Origin of the sequence: Sinisalibacter lacisalsi (genome assembly GCF_014640115.1) — a bacterium.
In the GTDB taxonomy this organism is placed as follows: Bacteria; Pseudomonadota; Alphaproteobacteria; order Rhodobacterales; family Rhodobacteraceae; genus Sinisalibacter; species Sinisalibacter lacisalsi.
This window is the reverse complement of sequence record NZ_BMGI01000006.1, coordinates 278,045-300,928: the sequence shown is the minus strand read 5'-3', so window position 1 is coordinate 300,928 and position 22,884 is coordinate 278,045. Positions and strand designations below refer to the sequence as shown.

Here is a 22,884-nt window from a genome sequence, read left to right as displayed (position 1 = left end):
CAAAGTGACGCATGTGAAGATCGAAGCGCCCCGCATGGGGGAGCCGTGGCTGCTGACGCCCGGGCCACTGTCGACCTCCTTCGCGGTGAAGGAGGCGATGCTGAGGGATTGGGGGAGCTGGGACACCGATTTCCGCGCCATGACGGCCGAGGTGCGCGCCCGCCTCGTCGCGATGCTGGGGCCGGGGGGCGCGTCATACGAATGTGTGCCGATGCAGGGCTCGGGCAGCTATTGCGTCGAGTCGATGCTGGGCACGCTCATTCCGCGGGATGGCAAGGCGCTGGTGCTGGCGAACGGCGCCTACGGCCTACGCGCGGCAAGATCACTTGCGGTGATGGGCCGCGCCTTCCGAGTGCTCGACAAGGGTGACTACCTGCCGCCGCGCGGGGCCGAGGTTGCGGCCATTCTCGACGCCGACCCGGCGGTCACCCACGTTGTCGCGATTCATTGCGAAACGTCCTCGGGTATCCTCAACCCCTTGGCGGAGATCGCCGAAGCGACGGCCGCCGCCGGCCGCCGCCTGCTGATCGATTCCATGTCGGCCTTCGGGGCCGTGCCGGTGCCCCCGTCCGAGATCGCTTTCGACGCGCTGGTGAGTTCGTCCAACAAGTGCATCGAGGGTGTGCCGGGTTTCGGCTTCATGCTGTGCCGCAGAGAGGTTCTGGAGGCTGCGGCAGGCAACGCCCATTCCCTCAGCCTCGACGCCCACGCCCAATGGGCCGAGATGGAGGGGTCGGGCCAGTGGCGCTACACGCCCCCCACCCATGTCGTGGCGGCCTTCTTGCAGGCCCTGCGCGAGCATGAGGCGGAAGGCGGCGTTGCGGCCCGTGGCGCGCGCTACGCCGCCAATCGCGACAGGCTGGTGCGCGGCATGCGCGAGCTGGGGTTCGAGACGCTTCTGGCCGACGCGTGGCTTTCCCCCATCATCGCCACCTTCTTCTGCCCCGCCGATCCGGCTTTTGCCTTCCCCGATTTCTACGACAGGCTCAAGGCGCGGGGCTTTGTCCTGTATCCCGGCAAACTGACGGTGGTGGAGAGTTTCCGTATCGGCACCATCGGCCGTCTTGATGGGTCGGTGATCGACGCGGTCCTGTCCGCCATCGGCGAGACGCTGGCCGACATGGGTGTGGTTTCCGCCGCCCCGCCCCAATCCGCGCTGGATGAGCGCGCGCGTTTTCTGGAAGAGGTTAAAGCATGAGACGTTTCAAAGCCGTTGTCTTCGACTGGGCCGGCACGATGATCGATTTCGGTTCCTTCGCGCCGATGGGCGTATTTGTCGAGGCGTTCAGGCGCTTCGGGATCGAGACGACCGTGGCGCAGGCCCGCGCGCCGATGGGGATGCCGAAATGGGATCACATCCGGGCGATGATGGACGATGCCGAGATTGCCGCGCAATGGCAGGCGAATTACGGCCACGCCCCGACCGACGCCGATGTGGACGAGGTCTACAAGGTTTTCGTGCCGATGAACGAAGAGGTGGTCACGCGCTACGCCACGCTGGTGCCTGGTGCGAAAGAGGTGGTCGACGGCTTGCGCGCCAAAGGGGTGAAGATCGGCTCGACCACCGGCTACGTGCGCTCGATCATGGAGCGCGTCCTGCCGGTCGCGGCCGAGCAGGGCTATGCCCCCGACAATCTGGTCTGCGCCGATGACCTGCCCGAGGGCCGTCCTGGGCCCCTGGGCATGTACAAATGCTTCATCGACCTGCAGGTCTACCCGCCGCAATCGGTGGTCAAGGTAGACGACACCGAACCCGGTATCGCCGAAGGGGTGGCGGCGGGCTGCGTGACCGTGGGAGTGGCGCTTTCGGGCAACCACGTGGGCCTCACGGTCGACGAACTGGCCGCGCTGCCGGAGGCGGAGGTGGATCGCCTGCGTCGGCGCGCGGCGGAGGCCTTGAGGGCAGCGGGCGCCGATCACGTGATAGATACCGTGGCCGATCTGCCGGCGCTTCTGGAGCGGTTGGATGCCGAGGCCTGAGGATCTGAACCTTCTTTTCGTCACGCTCGACCAACTGCGGGCGGATGTGGTGTCGGGGCGTCTGCATGGCTACGCCCCCACGCGCAACCTCGACCGGCTTCGGGCTGGCGGCACGACGTTTCTTAACTGCTACACGGCGACGGTGCCGTGCGGACCGTCGCGCGCCTCGCTGCTCACGGGGCTTTACGCCTTCAATCACCGGGCCATCCGCAACGGCACACCGCTGGCGCGCCACCACGCCACGCTCGGCACCGAACTGCGCAAACTCGGGCGCGAGCCTTTGCTCTTCGGCTATAACGACATCACGCCCGACCCCACCGGGCGTGACCTCAACGACCCCGACTTCCAGACTTACGAATTGCCCGCGCCGGGCTTTCGCGAGATCGTCGAAATGCGGTTCGAAAACCCGCTGGCCTGGATCGGCCACCTGCGCGGGCGGGGCTATGATCTGCCCGAGCCGCTACCGGAACGGTGGTATGAGTTGTATCGCCCGGTCGCGTCAGAGGGCGGGGAACCCCGCATCGACGACCCCGCGCTTTATAGCGCAGCCGACAGCGACACCGCGTTCCTCACCGACCGCACGCTGGAGGCGCTCGATGCGCGGCGCGACACGACCTGGACGGCGCATGTAACCTATATTCGTCCGCACCCGCCGCTGGTGGCGCCCGCGCCCTATAACCGGCTGGTCGATCCTGCCGCGCTGCCGGCGACGGTGGCGCCGGGCGCGGCGCACCCGTTTCGCGAAGCGTGGTTCTCGCAGCCCGCGTCGAACGGCCTTTGGTGGGGGTTCGACGGCGATTGCGCGGGAATGCAGCCGGAAACGGCGCAGGCCCTGCGCGCGGTCTACCTCGGCCTTGTGGCGGAACTGGATCATCACCTCGGCCGCCTGCTCGACTGGCTCGACAACACCGGCCAGGCCGAACGCACGGTGCTGATCGTCATGGCCGATCATGGCGAGATGCTGGGCGACCAGGGCTTCTGGGGCAAGGACAACGTGCTGGCGCCTGCGCATCACATTCCGCTGATCATCCGCGCGCCCGGCGTCGATGCGGGGCAGGCCGTCGAGCACATGGTGTCGAGCGTGGATATCGCCCCCACGATCCTGACCGCGCTGGGCGGCGCGGTGCCGCCGGCGATGGACGGCGTGCCGCTGCAGTCGCTGCTTGCAGGAGAGGGGGCCGCCCCGCGGAGCGTGTTCACCGAGATCGACCTTGGCGATGCCCGGCAGCCCTCGCGCTTCCAGCGCGCGCTGGGCCTGGCGCCGAACGAGGCCAACGCCGCGATCCTGCGCGATGCGCGCTGGACCTGCGTGCACTTCAACGGTGGCGTCCCGCCGATGTTGTTCGACCGCAATTCGGACCCGGAGGAGCGGATCGACCTTTCCGGCGACGCGGCGGCGGAGAGGCAGATCGCGGCGATGCGCGCGCGGATGCTGGATTTGCGGATGACCCGTGCCGACCAGCGCCTTACGCGGTTCCAGTTTGGTGCGTGAAAGGCGGCTTGTCGCCGGTGCGTGAGTGCCGAGTTTTCATCCCGTCGCACAAGGTCGCGCACCGGGGCGGCTGTGGTGTGCGGCTATCCGGGGTCGGTGCGGGGCAACGCGCGACCGGCGAACCGGATCAGGCGCGCGCCCACTCCAGCGTGATCTCGCAGTTCAGCGTGTTGCTCACGGTGCAGATCTCCTTGGCCTGAGCCACCAACCGCTGCGCCTCCTCCGGATCGTCGGCAAGATCGCCGCGGATCAAGCAGTGGATGGATTGCAGGCGCCCGGGCATGTCGATCGCCTTTTCGCCGCCGGCGGAGACGTCGAACGCCGGCAGCGTGACGCCTTCGTGCTTTGCCACCATGCGGAGCGATACCTGAAGGCATTGGCTGACAGCGGCCAGAAGAGTGAGAACCGGCTTGTCGTTCGGCGGGTGGCTGTGTCTTTCGCCGGTCTCGCTGGTGGCGAATGTGGTGCCCCCCGCGCCATCGTCGAACACGAAAACGGGCGGGAAACGCTTGGGCTTGAAGGTGGCGGCCATGTCGATGCCTCGTCAGAACAGCAGGTTGGGAAGGAACAGCGCGATGATCGGGAAGGCCGTGAGCACCACCACGGCGAACAGGTGGATCCCCCAATAGGGCACCGTTGCCTTGGCCACGCGGCCGAGGCTGATCTCGTTGTTGGTGAGGCTGGCGAGCACCGAGAGGTTCAGCCCGACAGGGGGAGTGACCTGGCCGATCTCGATCACGATGGTGATCAGCACGCCGATCCAGATCGGATCGAAGCCGAGCCCGGTGAGCAGGGGGAAGACCACCGGCAGGGTCATGATCATCAGCGAGAGACCGTCGAAGAAGCAGCCGAGGATCAGGTAGACCAGCACCACGATCAGCAGGATGCTGTAACGGTCCAGCCCGCTGTCGGCGACCACGTTGAGGATCTGCTGGGGGACGCCGAGAATGCTCACCGATTGGGCCAGGATGGTGGCGCCGAGCACCACGAAGCCGATGGCGGCGAACAGCAACGTGGAATGGAAGATCGCGTCGAGCAGCTTGCGAAGGGTCAGATCCCCCCAGATCGACGAGATGATCGCGGCCAGCACCACGCCGATGCCGGCGGCCTCGGTCGGGGTGGCGATGCCGCCGATGATGCTGCCGATCACCGCGAGAACCAGAACCAGCAGGGGCCAGACCTGGCCGAAGCCGACAATGATCGCGCCGAGCGATTGGCGGCTCGTGTCATGCGGTGCGAGCTGCGGATTTCGCAGCGACCGCACGAAGATATAGGCCATGAACATGGCACCGATCATCAGCCCGGGGAGGATCCCGGCGACGAAGAGCCGGCCGATCGAGGTTTCGGTCAGGGCGCCGAAAATCAGGAACGAAAGGCTGGGCGGGATCAGGAGCCCGAGCGTGCCGCCGCCGGCGAGGCTGCCCACGATCATGTCCTTGTCGTAGCCGCGTTTCGTCATCTCGGGGTAGGCGACCGAGCCGACCGCGGCGGCGGTCGACAGGCTGGATCCGCTGACCGCGCCGAACAGGGTGCAAACGGCGATGTTGGTGTGCAGAAGCCCGCCGGGCACCCGGCGAAATACCGGTGCCAGGGCCGTATAGGCCCGGCTGCTGACGCCGCTGCGCAGAAGGATTTCGCCCAGCAGGATGAACAGCGGCACCGCGCTGAGGGTGAAGGAATTGAACACGCTCCAGATCGCGTCGACGGCAAGCGATGTCGCGCCGTTCGAATAGACTTGCAAGAGCACCAGCCCGGTCAACCCGAGCGCCGCGCCGAGCGCCACCCCGGTCGAGGCGGTGGCGACCATGATCCCGATCAGGTTTGCCCAGAGCATTCGTCAGCCGTCCTTCTGCGCGGGCGCGATGGTGGGCAGCTCTTCGAGCTTGCCGTGGCGTTCGGCGTCGAGGAGGCCGAGGAGCCGGGCCAGGTAGATTACCCAGGTCAGCCCGATCGACAGTGGCAGAACCGCCATCCAGGGATAGAGCAGGAGCCGCGCGGTCTCGGTTTTCAGCCCGCGTTTCCAGGCGAATTCGAACCAGGGGATGCTCTCGAGCAGGATCCAGCCGAAGAACAGCACCCCCACCAGCATCGCGGCGATGCGCATGGCGGTATCGAACCGTGCCTTCAGTGCCTCGGCGACGATCGAAACCCTCACGTGCTGCGAGCGGAAGGTAACCAGCGGCAGGCCGAGAAACAGCACCGCGCTCAGCATCAGCCCGACGACATCTTCGGTGATGTGCAAGGGCGTGTTGAAGAAACGGCGCATCGTGACGCCGGTGACGATGATCGCGACGATCCCGACCATGGCGAGCGACGCGAGCAGGGCCATCGCAAGGGCCAGAACCTCCAGCCCTTGCGCGAAGTATTTGCGTGCAGCACGCATCGGCGCGGATCAGCGTCCGAGCGCGGTGAGAACACGCTGGCGGTAGTCCATCGCGTTGCCGCCGGCTTCTTCGGCCAGCATCGCCCAGGTTTCCGACACCGCGTCGAGGAACAGGGCACGGTCGGACTCGGGGAAGTCTTCGCCCCAGGTCACACCCATCTCGGAGAGTTTTTCACGCGCGGCGAGCTCGAGTTCGAAATCCTTGTCGTACTGGTTGGTGCGCTCCCAGAGCGCGTCGGCGGCGGTGACGATGGCTTCGCGGATCTCGGGATCGGTGGCTTCCCACTTGTCGGTGGCAACGCCGAGCGAATAGGGCGCGGAGGCCATCGGGTAGAGGAACGAGGCATAGCTCGTCACCTCTTGCAGCGAGATCGTGTGGGCATAGAGCGCCGGGTAGAGCGCGCAATCGACAACGCCGGTCTTGAGCGCGACGTAGGTTTCCTCCTGCGGGATGATCTGCGCGGAAACCCCGAGGTTGGTGAAAGTTTCCACCTGCTCACGCGCCCAGACCCGCAGCTTCACGCCGTTGAGGTCTTCAAGCGAGTTCACCGGCTTGTCGGCGCAGAACACCGAGACCGAGAGCGTCGGGATGGCGACGAAGCCAACCGTGGTCACGCCCCAGTCGTTGTATTCCTCGGTGTAGATCTCCTGTGCCACGGGCAGAACCGCCTTGAGCTCTTCGACCGTGCTGATCGCCCCCTGCACGAAGACCGAGCTGAGCGCCGGTGCGTCGCGGCCGAGGTAGTTCGACCACATCAGGCTCATCTCCACCGCGCCCTTGGGCAGAACGCGCAACAGGTCGGTGTTCTTGATCCCGAGCGAGCCGCCGGGGTAGTGGGTGAGGGTGAAATCCTTGTCGGCCAGCGCCGCGTTCACGTCGGCGGTGAACTGTTCGATCTGCGCCGACTCGGGCCGGGTCTCGGGCAGGAAGTTGTTGAGGCGCCATTCCTCGGCGGACGCGGGCACGGCCGCGATGCCGGTCAGGGCAAGGCTCAATGCGGTGGTTCGGAAGCTGTTCTTCATCGGGTCACTCCTGTTGGTCGGGCCGATTGCCCCTGGTTTTTGGAAATTCCGGGTCGTTAAGCGCCCGCAATCTCTCGGTTCATCACGTCAACCGGAACCTGCGCGATCGCGGAGCCGGTCGTTTCATCGGTCAGGCTGCGCGCACCTCCCAGGACTTCGCAAGGGTCGATACGGATTCGAGAATCTCGTTCACCGTATCTTCTGTCATCAGCACACTGAAATTCAATCGCACGAAACCGGGTTTTTCTTCGTCGTGCCCGGCGAGGATGCGTTCGCGCAGGATCGCCGACCGGGCCGGGTCTATCCGCAGCAGGTGGTGGGCATAGGGTCCCGCGCAGGCGCATCCGCCCCGGGCCTGAATGCCATGCACTTGCGAGAGCGCGCGGGTGAAATCGGCCGGGTCGACGCCGAGATCGGCGCGGGGAACGAAGGAAAAGATCGGCAGCCGGTTGCGGTGTTGCGGCGCCAGCAGGCCGATGCTGGGATCGTTGCTCCAGGCCGCGAAGGCACGGTCGGCCAATTCGCGGTTGCGCGCGTCGATCACCTCCTGCCCGATCACATCCTTCACGATCAGCACCAGCGCCGCGCGGATATCACCGAGGATGTTCGGCGTGCCGCCCTCTTCGCGGTGCTCGATCTCGGCGAGATAATCGTGCTGGTCGTCGTTCACGAAGGCCACGGTGCCGCCGCCGGTTCGGTAGGGGCGGGTGGCGCGCACCGCGTCGCGGCGCAGGATCATCACGCCGCTGGCGCCCGGCCCGCCGATGAACTTGTGGGCCGAAAACACGATGCCGTCGATCTCGCTGCCCGGGGGGGACATCGTCATCGGAAGATAGGGCGCGCCGGCGGCATAATCCCAGATCATCGTCGCGCCGTAGCGCTTCACCAGCGCGGTGGTGGCGGGCACGTCGGCGAGGATTCCGGTGACGTTCGAGGCCGCGCTCATCGCGACGATGATCCGGCCCGAGCCTTCGTGCTGTGCCAGTTTTGCCTCCAGCGCCGCGAGATCGGGCCCGCCCTCGGGCGCCTCGCCGATGGTCTCGACCTCGGCGCCGCTTTCGCGCCACGGCAGGATGTTGGAATGGTGTTCGTAGGGGCCGGTAAACACCCGCACCGGCTCGCCGTGCGCGAGCGCATCGGGCACGCCGAGCAGGTGCACGAGCTGGTTGAGCCCGGCCGTTGCGCCGCTGCCCGAGAAGATCACCGCGTGGTCCTCGGCGCGCGCGCCGCAGGCCCGGGCGATGGTGGCGCGTGCGGCCTCGCGCAGGCCGGTGGTGAAGGCGCCGCAGAACGAGCTTTCGGTGTGGCTGTTGGCGTAGAACGGCAGAACCTCGTCGAGCATGAAACTCTCGATCTGTTTCAGCGCCCGCCCGGAGGCCACGTAATCGGCATAGACCAGCTTGCGTGGACCCGAGGGCGTTTCGATCCGGGCATCGTGGCCGACCAGCCCATTGCGCAGCGCGCCGATCGGATCGGGCTCGGCGCGCAACGCGGCTTCGAACCTTTCAAGGGGCGCAGTGCTCGCAGACATGGGCGTTCCGTTTTCCTGTTGCCGGGATTCGTCTCGCCTTTCTAGCGCGGAATCGGCGGGAAAAACTCACAAAAAACTTGGACTGAATGGGAAAAGATGGTGTGTTTGATTTGTAAAATGGGATAAAGTTCGATCAAAATATCGCATCGGTGCTGGATGGTGTGTCATGCTGATCCCCGCCGCCGGTGATGCGCTGGAGGGGCCGATGAGTGCTGACAGAATTGACCGCAAGATCCTCTGCGCCCTGCACGGCGATGCCTCGCTTTCGCAGCGGGAACTGGCCGACCGGGTCGGGCTGTCGCAAAACGCCCTCTGGCGGCGGCTCAAGCGGCTGGAGGCCGACGGGCTGATCCTCGGCAGCCAGGCCAGGATCAACCTGCCCGCGATGGGCTATGACCTGACCGTCTTCGTCATGGTGCAGACCCGCAACCACTCGATGGAATGGGCCGAGGTCTTTCGTGACCACGTTTCCCGCATCCCGGAGGTGGTGGAGATGCACCGCATCGGCGGCGAATGGGATTACATGCTGAAGATCATCACCCGTGGCATGGCGGGCTACGACTCGGTCTACCGCCGCCTGACGACGGGGGCGGAACTGGAGCGGGTGACGGGCTATTTCTCTATGGAAACCATGCTCGACAACCGATTGCCCAATCTTCTCGACATCGGCTGAAACGAAGGCGCGGCGCGGGGCCTCCTGCTTGCGCCAAATCAAGGACGTCTCACCGAAGCGATCGCAGGATGAACCGGTTGCGGGCCGCGGGCGCCCGCGAATTCAAGGAGACATGCCATGACCCTCGACCGTGCCGTGCTGGCCTTTGCCGGCTTGATGACCCTGCTGAGCGTCGCGCTCACCGTCTGGGTCCACCCGCTCTGGATGTGGTTCACCGTGTTCATCGGGCTGAACATGCTGCAATCGGCCTTAACCGGGCTCTGCCCGGCGGCCTGGGTGTTCCGCAAGCTCGGGGTGGACGAGGGCAAGGCGTTCTGAACCCGCAACCGGCCACGGCTTGACCGGTGTCAACGACAACCGGTCCACCGCGCGCTAGTCACTATGCAGCACGGCGCAGCCCGCGCCGGGCGTTTTGGGGGGAGACGGAACGATGAAACTCCTCGACTGGCTTGCGAAACTTGGAATCCTGCGCTTCGGCGTGAAAACCGGTACCTTTACCTCCGGCAAGGACCGCCCCGCCGAGTTCATGATGGACGACGTCTACGACGCCAAGCGTGACCTGACCACCAAGGAGGATGTGAAGAAGGTGGTGGGCAAGGGATAGGCGCGGCACCCGGCCCCGGAGGTAGGATGGGTGATCTTCACCCATCGTTAACCACAATCCGGTTCAATCTGGCCGATGACGAACTACCGACGCGTATCGATCCCGGGGGGCACGTATTTCTTCACGGTCGCACTGGCGAACCGGACGGCATCGACCCTTGTCGACCACGTCGATGTGTTGCGTCATGCGTTTTTGGCAACCCGCGCGGAGCGGCCTTTCGTCACCGATGCATTCGTCGTGTTGCCGGACCATCTGCATGCCGTGTGGACGCTGCCCGAGGGAGACGCGGATTTCTCGACCCGGTGGCGGTTGATCAAATCGCGTTTTGTCCGCGAGATCGGGGCGGCCGCGTCGCGCAGCGCGTCGAAACACGTGAAAGGCGAGCGCGGAATCTGGCAACGCCGGTTCTGGGAACACAGGATCCGCGACGAAACCGATCTGGCGATGCATGTGCAGTATTGTTGGGCCAACCCGGTGAAACATGGGCTTGTCACGCGGGCGGTCGATTGGCCGTATTCGTCGATCCATCGCGACATCCGGGCCGGACGTGTCGCCCCGGAATGGGCGGGCGTGGCCTTGGCGGGAGAATTCGGCGAGTGGGATGGGTGATTTCACCCATCGTTGTTGCGGTCGTTACGATTGGGGTGATGGGTGCGAGCACCCATCCTACGCTTGCTACGCCGCGACGCGGGGGCGAAATCGCCCCCACCCTCGGGCCGGGGGCGAATCTGTGGGTCGTTGGATGTAAAAAATGAAGGGCGGCCCCGAAGAGCCGCCCGACGGTCAGACGAAGAACGTCAAGATCGTCAGAACGAGTGCGATAGTGCCGATTACATCGGCGTAGGACACTCGCCCCTTCAACTTTCTCAAGTATCTCATAGCATAAAGCCTTTGAGATGCTCGAGCGCTCGAGCGTTTCAAACGCTCAGTGTTTGTATACCGCCCGTTTCACAGCGGTTGGGTTGGCCCTATGATCACTTGGGCCTTCCCAGTCGACGGTCGTCCTCAGGCATCGCCATCGGGCCACCTTCGCAGGAACCCGCTAAGGCCCCACTTAGCGCCGCTAGGCACTTCCTTGATCGTGGGCGGGGATTGCCTTGTTCGCATCGCGAGTGGCGCACCTGCCCTACAGCCGGTTTGAGCGGCCTCCTAAGGCTTCTCAGAATTAGTGCCTTCGCCCGGCACGTTCAAGGGCGAATATTCGTGTTTTGTTCGCCCTGTCTATGACCAGTCGCCTGAGATGATCCCTGTGCTAGGTATGCCTCACGACGTCCAACCTGGGTGCGCACGCATTTTGGCTGCGCCAAAACGCTTTCGCGCACTGTAGGCGTTTTCCTTCGGAAAGCCGCCTACCTCGTAAACTTCTTATACTTCAACCGCTTCGGCTCCAGCGCATCCGGACCCAACCGCCGCTTCTTGTCTTCCTCGTAATCCTCGAAGTTGCCCTCGAACCATTCCACGTGGGCTTCGCCTTCGAAGGCGAGGATGTGGGTGCAGAGCCGGTCGAGGAAGAAGCGGTCGTGGGAGATGATGACGGCGCAGCCGGCGAAATCCTCGATGGCGTCTTCGAGGGCGCGGAGGGTTTCGACGTCGAGGTCGTTGGTCGGCTCGTCGAGCAGGAGCACGTTGCCGCCGGATTTGAGCAGCTTGGCCATGTGCACCCGGTTGCGTTCGCCGCCCGACAAGAGCCCCACCTTCTTCTGCTGGTCGCCGCCCTTGAAGTTGAACGACGAGCAATAGGCGCGGGAGTTCACCTGCGCGTCGCCGAGGTCGATCACCTCGCCGCCGCCGGAAATCTCTTCCCAGACGGTCTTCTCCGGGTCGAGCGCGTCGCGCGACTGGTCGACGTAGGCAAGGCTCACCGTGTCGCCGTATTCGATGCTGCCCTGGTCGGGTTGTTCCTGCCCGGTGAGCATGCGGAACAGCGTCGTCTTGCCGGCGCCGTTGGGGCCGATCACGCCGACGATGCCGCCCGGCGGCAGCGCGAAGCTGAGATCTTCGATCAGGAGCTTGTCGCCCATGTGCTTTTTCAGGCCGTTGACCTCGATCACCTTCTGCCCGAGGCGCGGCCCGCGCGGGATGACGATCTGGGCGCGGCTGATCTTCTCGCGCTCGGACTGCTCGGCGAGGCTGTTATAGGCGTTGATCCGGGCCTTCTGCTTGGCCTGCCGGGCCTTGGCGCCCTGGCGGATCCAGTCCAGCTCGCGCTCCAGCGTCTTCTGCTTGGACTTGTCTTCGCGCGCTTCCTGCGCCAGCCGCTTGGCCTTCTGTTCGAGCCAGGCGGAATAATTGCCCTCGTAGGGCACGCCCCGGCCACGGTCGAGTTCGAGGATCCAGCCGGTGATGTCGTCGAGGAAGTAGCGGTCGTGGGTGACGATCAGGATCGTGCCCTTGTAGTCGATCAGGTGCTGCTGCAGCCAGGCGATGGTTTCGGCGTCGAGGTGGTTGGTGGGCTCGTCGAGCAGCAGCATGTCGGGCGCTTCGAGCAGGAGCTTGCACAGCGCCACCCGGCGCTTCTCGCCGCCCGAGAGGTTGGCGGGCATCGCGTCGTCGGGCGGGCAGCGCAGGGCTTCCATGCTGACGTCGACCTGGGCGTCGAGATCCCAGAGGTTCTGGGCGTCGATCGTGTCCTGCAACTCGGCCATCTCGTCGGCGGTTTCGTCGGAGTAGTTCATCGCCAGTTCGTTGTAGCGATCGAGGATGTCCTTCTTTGCCTTCACCCCGAGCATGACGTTGTCGCGCACGGTGAGGCTTTCGTCGAGTTCGGGCTCCTGCGGCAGGTAGCCGACCTTGGCACCCTCGGCGGCCCAGGCCTCGCCGGTGAAATCCTTGTCCCACCCGGCCATGACCTTGAGCAGCGTCGATTTGCCGGCGCCGTTCACCCCGACCACGCCGATCTTCACGCCGGGCAGGAAGTTGAGGTGAATATCTTCAAACACCTTCTTGCCGCCCGGGTAGGTCTTGGAGACCCCGCTCATGTGGTAGACATATTGATAGGCGGCCATGGTGCGTCCTCCGGGAATGCGGGTTTGGGCCTAGATAGCGGCGCCGGGGAGGCGGGGCAATGGGGGGTGCGTTGACAGCGTCGCGCGCCGGGTGTCTGCTCGCGGCCAAAGAGCAAGGAGTCCGCCATGACCCGCATCACGTCCGCGAAAAATCACCCTGTCCCTTACGTGCCCGCCGAGGACCGCTACGAGCGCATGGTCTACAACCGCTGCGGCAGATCGGGGCTGAAGCTGCCGGCGGTCAGCCTCGGGCTGTGGCACAATTTCGGGCATGACACGCCGCATGAGACCAAGCGCGAGATCTGCCGGACGGCCTTCGATCACGGCATCACCCATTTCGATCTCGCCAACAACTACGGCCCGCCCTATGGCAGCGCCGAGGCGGCCTTCGGCGATATCCTCGCGAGCGACTTCAAGGGCTTGCGCGACGAGCTGATCATCTCGTCGAAGGCGGGCTATGACATGTGGCCGGGGCCCTACGGCGAATGGGGCTCGCGCAAGTACCTAATCGCGTCCTGCGACCAGTCGCTCAAGCGCATGGGGCTCGATTATGTCGACATCTTCTATTCCCACCGGTTCGACCCGGAGACGCCGCTGGAAGAGACCATGGGCGCGCTCGATCATATCGTGCGCTCGGGGCGGGCGCTCTACGTCGGGATCTCGTCCTATAACAGCGCGCGCACCCGCGAGGCGGTGGCGATCCTGCGCGAGATGGGCACGCCGATGCTGATCCACCAGCCGAGCTACAACATGCTCAACCGCTGGGTCGAGCGCGACGGCTTGCGCGAGACGCTGGCGGAACTGGGCGTGGGCTCGATCGCCTTCACGCCACTGGCGCAGGGGATGCTCACGAACAAGTATCTCAAGGGCATCCCCGAGGGCAGCCGGGCGGCGCAGGGCAAATCGCTCGACCCGGGAATGCTGAGCGAAGGGGCAATCGGCCATATCCGGGCGCTGAACGATATCGCTGCCGCGCGGGGCCAGACGCTGGCGCAGATGGCGATTGCCTGGGTCTTGCGCGGCGGCGGGATCACCTCGGCGCTGATCGGTGCATCGAAACCGGCGCAGGTGGTGGATTGCGCGGGCGCGGTGGCGCGGCTCGATTTCACCGAGGAGGAACTGGCCGAGATCGACCGCTATGCCGACGAGGAGGCGATCAATCTCTGGGCGCAATCGGCCGAGATCGACTGAGGCGTCGGTGCCGGGAGGCTGCCCGCCGTGCCGAGGCGCGCCTTCGGCCGGTGCCTCACAGGTGTTCGACCTGGGGTGACGGGCGCGCCGGCGGGCGATTGACACTTCACGCGCACCGGGCGAAGCAGACGCGATGCGGCATGATATTCCATATGCGCGGTCCGGGCAGGCGATCGGGCTTCTCGGGGGGTCATATGACCCCGCCCATGAGGGCCATGCCCATATCACCCGCGAGGCGCTGAAGCGGTTCGGGCTCGATCGGGTGTGGTGGATGGTCACGCCGGGCAATCCGTTGAAACCGCATGGGCCCGCACCGCTGGCCGAGCGGATGGCACGGGCCCGCGCGGTGATAGATCACCCCCGCGTGGTCGTGACCGATATCGAGGCCCGGCTGGGCACGCGGTTTACCGCCGAAACGCTGAAGGCCTTGTTCGGGCTCTACCCTGGGGTGCGATTCACCTGGCTCATGGGCGCCGACAACCTCGCCGACTTCCATCGCTGGGAGCGGTGGGACGAGATCATGCAGGCGCTGCCCGTTGGCGTGATCGCGCGCCCGGGCGAGCGGGTTGCGGCCCGCACCTCGCCGGCGGCGCGGCGGTTTCGCGCGGCGCGGCTGAGCGGGGCATCGGCGCCGCTTCTGGCACATGCGTCGGCACCGGCCTGGTGCCTCGTCAACGTGCCGATGGTCGATACCTCGTCGAGCGCGATCCGCGCCGGTGGCGGCTGGCGCGGCGCGCCCGGTTGATGGCCGGGACGCACGATCTTTTGACGGAACCGCTGCAACAATCCTGTGGATTGTTTCCAGAAGAGACCTTGAGGCGACTCGGGTGGCTTGGTTAACTCGTGCCATGCTTGGGGGCGTGTCCAGACGGGGGTTTCTGGCGGGGGGACTCTCTGCCGTCGCGGGTGCCGCCCTGGCGGAGGCCCCGCTCTCGTCCTTGCGCCCGGTGCCCCGACCGGACCTGATCGGTGGCGCGGCCCCGGCGATTACCCGGCTGGCCTCGCCGTCGGTTCCCGATCTGATCGCGGAAGCGCGGCTGGGCGGGCGCATCGGCTTCGTCGTTGCCGACGCGCGCACCGGTGTGTTCCTCGAGACCCGCGAGCCCGATCTTGCGCTTCCGGCGGCCTCCGTCACCAAGGCGGTGACCGCGATATACGGTCTTTCCACGCTCGGCGAAAACCATCGTTTTCGAACCCGGTTCATTGCGACCGGTCCGGTTGAGGACGGGGTGATCGAGGGCGATCTCGTGCTCGCGGGTGCCGGCGACCCGGTGTTCGATACCGATGCGATGGCCGCGATGGTGGCGGAGCTGAAGGCGCGGGGCGTGCGCGGCGTGCGTGGGCGGTTTCTCGTCGCCGCGGGGGCTTTGCCCTACGTGCGCTCCATTGATCCGACCCAGCCCGACCACGTGGGCTACAGCCCGGCGATCTCGGGGCTGAACCTCAATTACAACCGGGTTCACTTTCAATGGGAGCGGGCCGAGAGCGGCTGGTCGGTGAACCTCGACGCGCGCTCGGCCAGCCTGCGCCCGCCGGTGACGGTGGCGCGAATGGCCGTGGCGGCGCGGGACGTGCCGATCTACACCTACAGCGACGCCGGCGGCGTGGATGACTGGACCGTCGCGAGCGAGGCGCTGGGCAATGCCGGATCGCGTTGGTTGCCGGTTCGCAGGCCTGATCTCTACGCCGGAGAGGTCTGCCAGGTGATCGCTGCGTCGCAGGGGATCGAGTTGCCGGATGCGGAGCCGATCGAAGACATTCCGGCCGGGCGCGTGCTGGTTGCGCATACCAGCGAGAGCCTTTCGGAGATCATCCGCGGGATGATGCGGTATTCGACCAACCTGACGGCCGAGGTGATCGGCCTCAGCGCCAGCGCGCGCCGCGGGGTCGGGGCGGCGGATCTGCGCAGCTCGGCCTCGGCGATGAGCGCATGGATGCGTGACGAATTCGGCGCGCGGAGCGCGGATTTCGTGGATCATTCGGGGCTTGGTGACGCGTCGCAGCTGTCGGCCGCCGACATGGCGCGCTTCCTCGTCAGGCTCGGCCCCGGCGGGCCGCTGCATCGGCTGATGCGCGAGATCGTGCCGCAGAACGCCAGCGGCGCGGCCGACCCCGGGGCGCTGCACCGTATTCACGCCAAGACCGGCACACTCAATTTCGTCTCGACGCTGGCGGGATACGTGACCGCCGACAACGGTGTGCCGCTCGTCTTCGCGATCTTCACCGGCGATACCATCCGCCGCGCGGACATCAGCCCCGAAGACATGGAGCGCGCGCCCGGGGCGCGGGCATGGGCGCAACGCTCGCGCTGGTTACAGCATCAACTTATCAACCGCTGGGCCGGGCTCTACGGCGTTTGAGCCGTTAGGCGTGCCGGGCACGTGATCGGCCGGAACTGGCCGAAGGACGGCCCGCTTGACCGGGATCAGGGGAAATATTGCGATTGGGTGGTAACATATTAGAATTGAACAGGAGGAAGGAGGATATGATGAAACGGCTCATGACATTCATCGCGATCATCCTCGCAGCCACGACTTTCTCGGCAATGGCACAGCAAAGTGCAGGTGAAAACGAGTACATGATTGCCTGCGCGGGTTGCCACGGTGAAAGCGGCAAGGGCGAGGGTCCGTTCGCCGAACTGCTCACCATCCATGTTCCGGGCCTCACCGGGCTGAGTGCGGCGAACGAGGGCGTTTTCCCGTTCCTCGACACGCTGATGGCGATTGACGGGAGAACCGGCGTGCGCGGCCATGGTGGACCGATGCCGATCTGGGGCGACCGCTTCGAAGCCTCGGCGCTTGAAGAAAGCGGCTTCTACGGGTCTGAACTGATCGTGCGCGGGCGGCTGATGGCGCTCGTCGAATACATCGAATCGATCCAGGAATAGGATCACAGCCGCCCCGGCCCCAGCAGGCCGGAGCGCGCCTTGCTTGAGACCGGGGCCGATGACATCGGTGCCGGTTTCGTTATGCTGGGAGGCGGGAAATACGGGAGGATTCCATGAAACATCGCGTGTTGCCGGCGGCGCTGGCCGTGGTCTTGTCCGCGGCCGGGGCGGTTGCACAACAGGGGCTGGGCGAGGCTGAATACATGACCGCTTGCGCCGTCTGCCACGGCGAGAGCGGGCGCGGCGAGGGGCCCTTCGCGGAGGTTCTTTCCGTCGCGGTGCCGGGCCTCACCGGGCTCGCGGCGGCCAATGGCGGGGTGTTTCCGGTGATGGAAACCCTGCGGATCATCGACGGGCGCGCCGCACTCGCAGCGCATGGGGGGCCGATGCCGATCTGGGGCGACCGCTACGTCGCCGCCGCCGAGGCCCTCGGCGGGCCGTTCGACGCCGAGATGATCGCGCGCGGGCGGCTTCTGTCGCTGGTCTACTACCTCGAAGCCATCCAGGAATGACTCACGCCGGGCGCGGCGGGATGTTGACGGCCTTGAGGCTGGCGGGGCGCGTCGAGCAGGCTTCGAACCAGCGGTTGACGTTGTCGAGATCGCCCATGTCCAGCAGGTCGAAGGCATCGTAATGCCCCGACAGCACACGCACCCAGGGCCAGACCGCGAGATCGGCGATGGTGTAATCCTCGCCCATGATGAAGCTGCGGCCGTCCAGGCGTTCGTCGAGCACATCGAGCAGGCGCTCGGTTTCTTCCTTGTAGCGCCGCCAGGGGTATTTTTCCTCGAGGTCCTTGCCGGCGCCGGTGTGGAAATGCCCGAACTGGCCGAACATCGGGCCGACGCCGCCCATCTGCCACATCAGCCACTGGATCGCCTCGTAGCGGCGGGCCGGGTCGGTGGGCAGGAGCTTTCCGGTTTTCTCGGCGAGGTAGAGCAGGATCGCGCCGGATTCCCACAGCCCCAGCGGCTTGCCGCCCGGCCCGTCGGGATCAATGATCGCCGGGATCTTGTTGTTCGGGTTGAGCGAGAGAAACTCGGGCGTGAACTGGTCGTTCTCGGCGAAGCTCACGAGATGGGCCTCGTAGGGAAGGCCGCATTCCTCCAGCATGGCCGAGGCCTTGATTCCGTTCGGCGTGGCGTAGGAATAGAGCTGGATGGCCGACGGGTCTTTCGCCGGCCAGCGCCGGGTGATCTCGAATGCGTCGAGCATGGGTGTTCGGTCTTTCGCTTTGCGCCGCGGGGTCACTCGTCCCGCAACGTCATGTGCCGGGCGCGCGCGCCCCGTTCAATGGCCGCGGCGTGCAGCCGGTCGATGTTGAGCTCGTGGCGGATCTCTTCGAGGATGCGCAACTCGGTGGTGTGCAGCGCGCCATCGGCGGCGGCGACGTCACAGGCCAGCGCGTAGGCGGTTTCCCACAGCGCCTCGGGCAGGTTCTCGCGCACCAGGCCGAAGAGGGCGTCGAGCCCGTCATCCTCGGTGAGCAGGTCGAACACCACCTGCGACACGGTGCGGGCGCGGTCCATGTCGTAGGTCGCGAATACCGGCAGGTGATTTACGGTCGCCTCGATGCGCACAAGCTCGGCGGTGCCGATCTGGCTGTCGGAGACGGATACGGCCAGCATCACGGCGACGAGGCTGTCCTCTGGCGAGAGGGCGTGGGGAAGGTCGGGCACTGGCGCATCCTTGGGGTTTGGTGATGTTGCGGCGCAGAATATTGACCAAACCTCCGGGCTTCAATAGGAAGCGTCATTTGCGGGGCATGGGGCCCCTGAGAGAGTGCAACCGATGTCCGAGATCCGTGACCTTGCGATGAAGTCGAAAGCCTGGCCCTTCGAGGAGGCGCGCCGGTTGCTGAAACGCTATGAGAAGGCGCCGCCGGAAAAGGGGTTCGTGCTGTTCGAGACCGGCTACGGCCCGAGCGGCTTGCCGCATATCGGCACCTTCGGCGAGGTGATGCGCACGACGATGATCCGCCGCGCCTTCGAGACGATCAGCGATATCCCGACCCGGCTGATCTGCTTTTCCGACGATCTCGACGGGATGCGCAAGGTGCCCGACAACGTGCCGAACAACGAGATGCTCTATGAGCACCTGCAGCGTCCGCTCACCTCCGTGCCCGACCCGTTCGGGGAATACGAGAGCTTCGGCCACCATAACAACGCGATGCTGCGCCGGTTTCTCGATACCTTCGGCTTCGAATACGAATTCTATTCGGCCACCGAGTTCTATGCCTCGGGCCAGTTCGACGAGGTGCTCAAGCGCGCGGCCGAACGCTATGACGATATCATGAAGATCATGATGGCGAGCTTGCGCGAGGAGCGTCAGCAGACCTATTCCATCTTCCTGCCGATCCATCCCGAGACGGGGCGGGTGCTTTACGTGCCGATCAAGGAAGTCGATGCTGCGGCGGGCACGATCACCTTCGACGATGCGGACGGCCGCGAATGGACGCTGCCGGTGACGGGCGGCAACGTGAAGCTGCAATGGAAGCCCGATTTCGGCGCACGCTGGGCGGCGCTCGACGTGGATTTCGAGATGTATGGCAAGGACCATTCGTCAAACACGCCGATCTATGACGGCATCTGCAAGGTGCTCGGCGGCCGGCCGCCGGAGCATTTCGTCTACGAGCTGTTCCTCGACGACAAGGGCGAAAAGATCTCCAAGTCTAAGGGCAACGGGCTGACGATCGACGAGTGGCTCACCTATGCTTCGACAGAGTCGCTCGCCTATTTCATGTATCAAAAGCCCAAGACCGCGAAGCGGATGTTCTTCGACGTGATCCCGCGGGCGATGGACGAATACCACCAGCAACTCGCCGCCTACCCGGGCCAGAGCCTCGAACAGAAGCTCGCCAATCCGGTGCATCACATCCACAACGGCGACGTGCCGGAGAGCCGGATGGTGGTGAACTACTCGATGCTGCTGAACCTCGCCTCGGTGGCCAGCGCGCACGACAAGGGCGTACTCTGGGGCTTCATCCGCAATTATGCGCCCGAGGCCAGCCCTGAAACCCACCCGGATCTCGACGCGGCGGCGGGCTACGCGGTGAAATACTACGAGGATTTCGTCGCCCCGATGAAGCAATACCGTCTGCCGAGCGATCTCGAGCGCGAGGCGCTCACCGATCTGCGCGACCGGCTGGCGGCGTGGGATGGCCCTGTCGATGGCGAGGCGCTGCAGGGCGAGGTGTTTGCCTGCGGGCGCGAACGGTTCGAGCCGATGCGCGACTGGTTCAAGGCGCTCTACCAGGTGCTGCTCGGCGCCGATCAGGGGCCGCGTTTCGGTTCGTTCGTGGCGCTTTACGGTGTGAAAGAGACCGTGGCGCTGATCGACAAGGCGCTCGCCGGGGATTTTCTCGCCGAGAATTGATGAACCAACCTCCCTTGGCTTTCGTAGCCTGAGCACAGGGAGACAGGACATGAAACAGATCATACTGGTTTTGGCGATGATCGTGGCCTGGAGCTTCCCGCTTCAGGCGGCGGAGCCCGAAGACGGCATCCGCGCGGTGATCTCGTCGCAATTCGAAGCCTTTCTGGCCGACGATGTCGAAAGCGCCTTCAGTTATGCCGCGCCCGGTATCCAGCGGATTTTCGTGACGCCCGAGGGCTTCGGCAGCATGGTGCAGAACGGCTACCCGATGGTGTGGCGCCCGGCGGAAACGCGGTTTCTGGAGCTGCGCGAGCTGGATGGCGCGCTGTGGCAGAAGGTGCTGATCCGCGATCAGGCCGGAGCCTGGCATGTGCTCGACTACGAGATGATGCGCGTGGATGCCGATTGGCGGATTGGCGGGGTTCAATACCTGCGGCAGGCCGAGTTCGGCGTCTAGTCCGCGCGCCTTGCCCAGCGACGCCGCCAGAGCCGCGTCAGCGCGCGGGGTCTTGTGTCGAGCAGCCGCCCCCCGAGCGTGAAGGCACGGGCCTCGATCCGGCGGCGCTCGGTCTCGATCACCGCCTTCATCCGCTCACGCAACGCCGGGTCGACATTCAGCCCGTCGAGCCGGGCCGCGAAGGTGACCAGATCGTGGTGCTCTCCGAGCAGTTCACCGAGATCGCCGGCGAGGGCGACGTGAGCGGCCATCTTTTTCGGTGCGATCTTTTTGAGCATGCGGGCCTGATACCAATGCGCCTTCACGCTCTTGCGCCAATCATGGAACGCGCTTGATGCGCCGGTTTCATGGGCTTCGCGCATTGACCGGCGCGCGTTTTCGTAGGTCTTTTTCAGCCCCTTGGACAACGGCATGAAACCGTGCCCCTTGACCTTCCATTTCCTGCTTCGCGCGCGCACCGAGGCAAGGGCCTGGCGGAACCCGTCGATCTGCGCGCTGGCGTCGTCCGATCCGGGGGCGGCGCGGGAGAGCGCGGCACGCACCGGTGCGAATGCCTCGGCTTCGCCGGGCGGGATCGTGGCGGCGAGCCGATCGAAGGTTTCTACCATCGCCGTGTCGTCGCGCAGGGCGGAGACGGCGCGCGCGGCATCGCGCAGGGCCGTGTTTTCGCGGCGATAGGCCTTGAAGGCCGGGCGGGCGAGCTTGAACTGGCTGCGCAGGCGCTTCACATCGGTGCGGGCCGCGTGCAGGGCCTCGCCCGTCGGTTTTTCGCCGTCGAGCGCGGCGAGCGCGTGGTCAAGCCGCTTGCGCGCGATGCGGCGGAATTGCTTCTCAATCCGTCCGCGCGTTGGTTTGAAGCGCTTTGCCATTGTCTCATCGCCCGCCGTTCTACCCTCAAGAGATATCTGGGATCGCGCAGGCGAATTTGAAGCCGGTGCGGCCGCCGCGTGCAAGATTGATGGAAGATGACGGCAATCCGGCACAAGAAAGGGTTTCGCCACGCGCTCTGACTACCATATATTGTGGTAGGGTGTTGGGGATTCGATGTACGAGAGCCATTTCATCGCGATCATGTGCGGGCTCATCTTCGGTGGTGAACCGGAGGTGACGCATGGCTACAGCGTCGGCTACGACATCCACCGCATCCGGGTGGATTGCGAAATCGAGGCGCACGTGATCGAGGCCGGGCGCGATACCCGCTCCTCGCTCGATTCGATCCAGCAGGCTCTGTTTGCCGCGCAACTGACCGGCAAGACGCCGATGGTGGTTCTGATCGACACCGACGGGCGCGAGGGGGCGATCGAGTTCCGCGTTCGCACGGTGGCCGAGATGCTGGGGGTGGACTACCGGGTTTTCACGCAAGAGGCGCTGGTGCGCACGATGCTCGGGTCGTGAGAGCAAGGTGGGCACGGGATACGAACCGCTCGATCTGCCCAAGCCGGTGGCCGAGGATATCTGGATCGTCGATGGCCCCGCTATCCGCTTCTACGGCATGCCGTTTTCCACCCGGGCCACCATCGTTCGGCTGGCGGACGGTGCGCTCTGGGTGCATTCCCCGACGCGGCTGACCCCGGCGCTGGCCGAACGGGTCGAGGCGCTGGGGCCGGTGCGCCATCTCGTTGCCCCGAACTGGATTCACTACGCCTGCGTCGCAGACTGGCAGGCCCGCTTCCCCGAGGCCGAGGCCTGGGCTGCACCGGGCGTTGCGAAACGGGCGAGCAAGCGGGGAATGACGCTGCATTTCGACCACCAGCTCACGCAAGACCCGCCCGCCGGCTGGGCCGGGGAGATCGACCAGATGATCGTGCGCGGGTCCGAGGTGCACCGCGAGGCGGTGTTTTTCCACCGTGCGAGCGCCACGCTCATTCTCACCGATCTGATCGAGAATTTCGAGCCGCGCAAGCTCGGGTTCTGGATGCGGCTCGCCACCAGGCTGGGCGGCATCCAGGCGCCGCGCGGCAGCATGCCGCGCGACATGCGTGCCACCTTCCGCGACCGCGCGGCTCTGCGGGAAGACGTTCTGCGGATGATCGGCTGGCAGCCCGAGCGGGTCATCCTCGCGCATGGCCGCTGGTTCGAGCGTGACGGCACGGCGGAACTCGAACGCGCGTTCCGTTGGCTGTTGTGACACGCCGGCCGCACCCCGCCTCCTGACACCGAACGCTCGCCTTAACGCCGGTTAACCCCGCGTTGCTACCCCTTTCGCGCTGCCGGCCTTCCAACCGGCGCCCGCGAGGCCTGCCCGCGCGCGACACCGCGCGCCCGCCGCCGACCCCGGGTTCT

The 22,884-nt window shown here is 65.6% G+C and carries 25 protein-coding genes; 16 read left to right on the top strand and 9 right to left on the bottom strand.

Translation table 11 applies throughout. The features are described 5' to 3' along the window. Positions 1-4: 4 nt before the first annotated feature. The 3 genes from IEW01_RS17285 to IEW01_RS17275 are packed head-to-tail and all read left to right on the top strand — an operon-like array spanning position 5 to position 3,472. Entirely contained in the window at positions 5-1,198 is a 1,194-nt protein-coding gene (locus IEW01_RS17285; protein WP_229738332.1) for a 2-aminoethylphosphonate--pyruvate transaminase, read from the top strand. Continuing rightward, entirely contained in the window at positions 1,195-1,980 is a 786-nt protein-coding gene (gene phnX, locus IEW01_RS17280; protein ID WP_188530169.1) for a phosphonoacetaldehyde hydrolase, read from the top strand. Before IEW01_RS17285 ends, phnX begins: the two co-directional genes overlap by 4 nt. Further along, positions 1,967-3,472 (top strand): sulfatase-like hydrolase/transferase, encoded by a 1,506-nt coding sequence (locus IEW01_RS17275; protein WP_188530167.1) that lies wholly within the window; start codon positions 1,967-1,969, stop codon positions 3,470-3,472. The genes phnX and IEW01_RS17275 overlap by 14 nt, the downstream gene beginning before the upstream one ends. Before the next feature lie 127 nt (positions 3,473-3,599). Here the strand turns inward: IEW01_RS17275 and IEW01_RS17270 are convergent, their stop codons facing one another. From IEW01_RS17270 to IEW01_RS17250, 5 genes are all read right to left on the bottom strand, one after another. Next, complete coding sequence (locus IEW01_RS17270) at positions 3,600-4,004, bottom strand: OsmC family protein (protein ID WP_188530165.1); 405 nt, start codon at positions 4,002-4,004, stop codon at positions 3,600-3,602. Positions 4,005-4,016: 12 nt separating this feature from the next. Then, positions 4,017-5,306 carry a TRAP transporter large permease gene (locus IEW01_RS17265; protein ID WP_188530163.1) on the bottom strand — a complete coding sequence of 430 codons (1,290 nt, stop codon included), beginning with the start codon at positions 5,304-5,306 and terminating at the stop codon, positions 4,017-4,019. Between the two features lie 3 nt (positions 5,307-5,309). Further along, positions 5,310-5,855, bottom strand: coding sequence for a TRAP transporter small permease (locus tag IEW01_RS17260; RefSeq protein ID WP_229738331.1), 546 nt, complete (start codon positions 5,853-5,855; stop codon positions 5,310-5,312). Positions 5,856-5,864: 9 nt separating this feature from the next. Then, positions 5,865-6,878: a TRAP transporter substrate-binding protein DctP gene (gene dctP, locus IEW01_RS17255; protein WP_188530161.1), complete on the bottom strand. Its 1,014-nt coding sequence runs from the start codon at positions 6,876-6,878 to the stop codon at positions 5,865-5,867. Positions 6,879-7,008: 130 nt separating this feature from the next. Continuing rightward, entirely contained in the window at positions 7,009-8,409 is a 1,401-nt protein-coding gene (locus tag IEW01_RS17250) for an aminotransferase class V-fold PLP-dependent enzyme (RefSeq protein WP_188530159.1), read from the bottom strand. A gap of 205 nt (positions 8,410-8,614) precedes the next feature. On the opposite strand from IEW01_RS17250, the gene IEW01_RS17245 reads away from it, so the two are divergent. From IEW01_RS17245 to IEW01_RS17230, 4 genes are all read left to right on the top strand, one after another. Beyond that, positions 8,615-9,082 carry an Lrp/AsnC family transcriptional regulator gene (locus IEW01_RS17245; protein ID WP_188530157.1) on the top strand — a complete coding sequence of 156 codons (468 nt, stop codon included), beginning with the start codon at positions 8,615-8,617 and terminating at the stop codon, positions 9,080-9,082. A 117-nt stretch (positions 9,083-9,199) separates the two neighbouring features. Next, positions 9,200-9,400 carry a YgaP family membrane protein gene (locus tag IEW01_RS17240; RefSeq protein WP_188530156.1) on the top strand — a complete coding sequence of 67 codons (201 nt, stop codon included), beginning with the start codon at positions 9,200-9,202 and terminating at the stop codon, positions 9,398-9,400. Positions 9,401-9,512: 112 nt separating this feature from the next. Next, positions 9,513-9,686 carry a hypothetical protein gene (locus tag IEW01_RS17235; protein WP_188530155.1) on the top strand — a complete coding sequence of 58 codons (174 nt, stop codon included), beginning with the start codon at positions 9,513-9,515 and terminating at the stop codon, positions 9,684-9,686. Between the two features lie 75 nt (positions 9,687-9,761). Then, positions 9,762-10,295 carry an REP-associated tyrosine transposase gene (locus tag IEW01_RS17230; RefSeq protein ID WP_188530153.1) on the top strand — a complete coding sequence of 178 codons (534 nt, stop codon included), beginning with the start codon at positions 9,762-9,764 and terminating at the stop codon, positions 10,293-10,295. Between the two features lie 740 nt (positions 10,296-11,035). Here the strand turns inward: IEW01_RS17230 and ettA are convergent. Continuing rightward, complete coding sequence (ettA, locus tag IEW01_RS17225) at positions 11,036-12,691, bottom strand: energy-dependent translational throttle protein EttA (protein WP_188530151.1); 1,656 nt, start codon at positions 12,689-12,691, stop codon at positions 11,036-11,038. Between the two features lie 126 nt (positions 12,692-12,817). Between ettA and mgrA the strand changes: the two genes are divergently transcribed. The 5 genes from mgrA to IEW01_RS17200 all read left to right on the top strand — a co-directional run bounded on the left by mgrA (position 12,818) and on the right by IEW01_RS17200 (position 17,281). Continuing rightward, entirely contained in the window at positions 12,818-13,882 is a 1,065-nt protein-coding gene (gene mgrA / locus IEW01_RS17220; protein ID WP_188530149.1) for an L-glyceraldehyde 3-phosphate reductase, read from the top strand. 133 nt (positions 13,883-14,015) lie between these two features. Continuing rightward, the gene (locus tag IEW01_RS17215; protein WP_188530147.1) at positions 14,016-14,627 is read left to right on the top strand and encodes a nicotinate-nucleotide adenylyltransferase; all 612 of its coding nucleotides are present in this window, start codon (positions 14,016-14,018) and stop codon (positions 14,625-14,627) included. A 103-nt stretch (positions 14,628-14,730) separates the two neighbouring features. Further along, the gene (dacB, locus tag IEW01_RS17210; protein ID WP_188530144.1) at positions 14,731-16,242 is read left to right on the top strand and encodes a D-alanyl-D-alanine carboxypeptidase/D-alanyl-D-alanine endopeptidase; all 1,512 of its coding nucleotides are present in this window, start codon (positions 14,731-14,733) and stop codon (positions 16,240-16,242) included. Positions 16,243-16,370: 128 nt separating this feature from the next. Further along, positions 16,371-16,769, top strand: a complete 399-nt coding sequence (locus IEW01_RS17205) for a c-type cytochrome (RefSeq protein WP_188530142.1) — start codon at positions 16,371-16,373, stop codon at positions 16,767-16,769. 113 nt (positions 16,770-16,882) lie between these two features. Further along, complete coding sequence (locus IEW01_RS17200) at positions 16,883-17,281, top strand: c-type cytochrome (RefSeq protein ID WP_188530140.1); 399 nt, start codon at positions 16,883-16,885, stop codon at positions 17,279-17,281. 1 nt (position 17,282) lies between these two features. On the opposite strand, the gene IEW01_RS17195 is transcribed toward IEW01_RS17200, so the two are convergent. Both IEW01_RS17195 and IEW01_RS17190 read right to left on the bottom strand, forming a co-directional pair. Beyond that, positions 17,283-17,984 (bottom strand): glutathione S-transferase C-terminal domain-containing protein, encoded by a 702-nt coding sequence (locus IEW01_RS17195; protein ID WP_188530138.1) that lies wholly within the window; start codon positions 17,982-17,984, stop codon positions 17,283-17,285. Between the two features lie 32 nt (positions 17,985-18,016). After that, positions 18,017-18,397, bottom strand: a complete 381-nt coding sequence (locus IEW01_RS17190) for a tellurite resistance TerB family protein (protein WP_438810830.1) — start codon at positions 18,395-18,397, stop codon at positions 18,017-18,019. A 163-nt stretch (positions 18,398-18,560) separates the two neighbouring features. On the opposite strand from IEW01_RS17190, the gene IEW01_RS17185 reads away from it, so the two are divergent. Together IEW01_RS17185 and IEW01_RS17180 are read left to right on the top strand one after the other, a co-directional pair. Then, positions 18,561-20,144 carry a lysine--tRNA ligase gene (locus tag IEW01_RS17185; RefSeq protein WP_188530134.1) on the top strand — a complete coding sequence of 528 codons (1,584 nt, stop codon included), beginning with the start codon at positions 18,561-18,563 and terminating at the stop codon, positions 20,142-20,144. Positions 20,145-20,193: 49 nt separating this feature from the next. Further along, the gene (locus tag IEW01_RS17180) at positions 20,194-20,601 is read left to right on the top strand and encodes a DUF4864 domain-containing protein (RefSeq protein ID WP_188530132.1); all 408 of its coding nucleotides are present in this window, start codon (positions 20,194-20,196) and stop codon (positions 20,599-20,601) included. Here IEW01_RS17180 and IEW01_RS17175 read toward each other — a convergent pair. Continuing rightward, positions 20,598-21,470 carry a CHAD domain-containing protein gene (locus IEW01_RS17175; protein ID WP_188530130.1) on the bottom strand — a complete coding sequence of 291 codons (873 nt, stop codon included), beginning with the start codon at positions 21,468-21,470 and terminating at the stop codon, positions 20,598-20,600. The two genes, IEW01_RS17180 and IEW01_RS17175, sit on opposite strands and share 4 nt — an antisense overlap. 175 nt (positions 21,471-21,645) lie before the next feature. On the opposite strand from IEW01_RS17175, the gene IEW01_RS17170 reads away from it, so the two are divergent. Then, positions 21,646-21,996: a hypothetical protein gene (locus IEW01_RS17170; protein ID WP_188530127.1), complete on the top strand. Its 351-nt coding sequence runs from the start codon at positions 21,646-21,648 to the stop codon at positions 21,994-21,996. A 7-nt stretch (positions 21,997-22,003) separates the two neighbouring features. Continuing rightward, the gene (locus tag IEW01_RS17165) at positions 22,004-22,729 is read left to right on the top strand and encodes a DUF4336 domain-containing protein (RefSeq protein WP_229738330.1); all 726 of its coding nucleotides are present in this window, start codon (positions 22,004-22,006) and stop codon (positions 22,727-22,729) included. Positions 22,730-22,884: the final 155 nt, after the last annotated feature.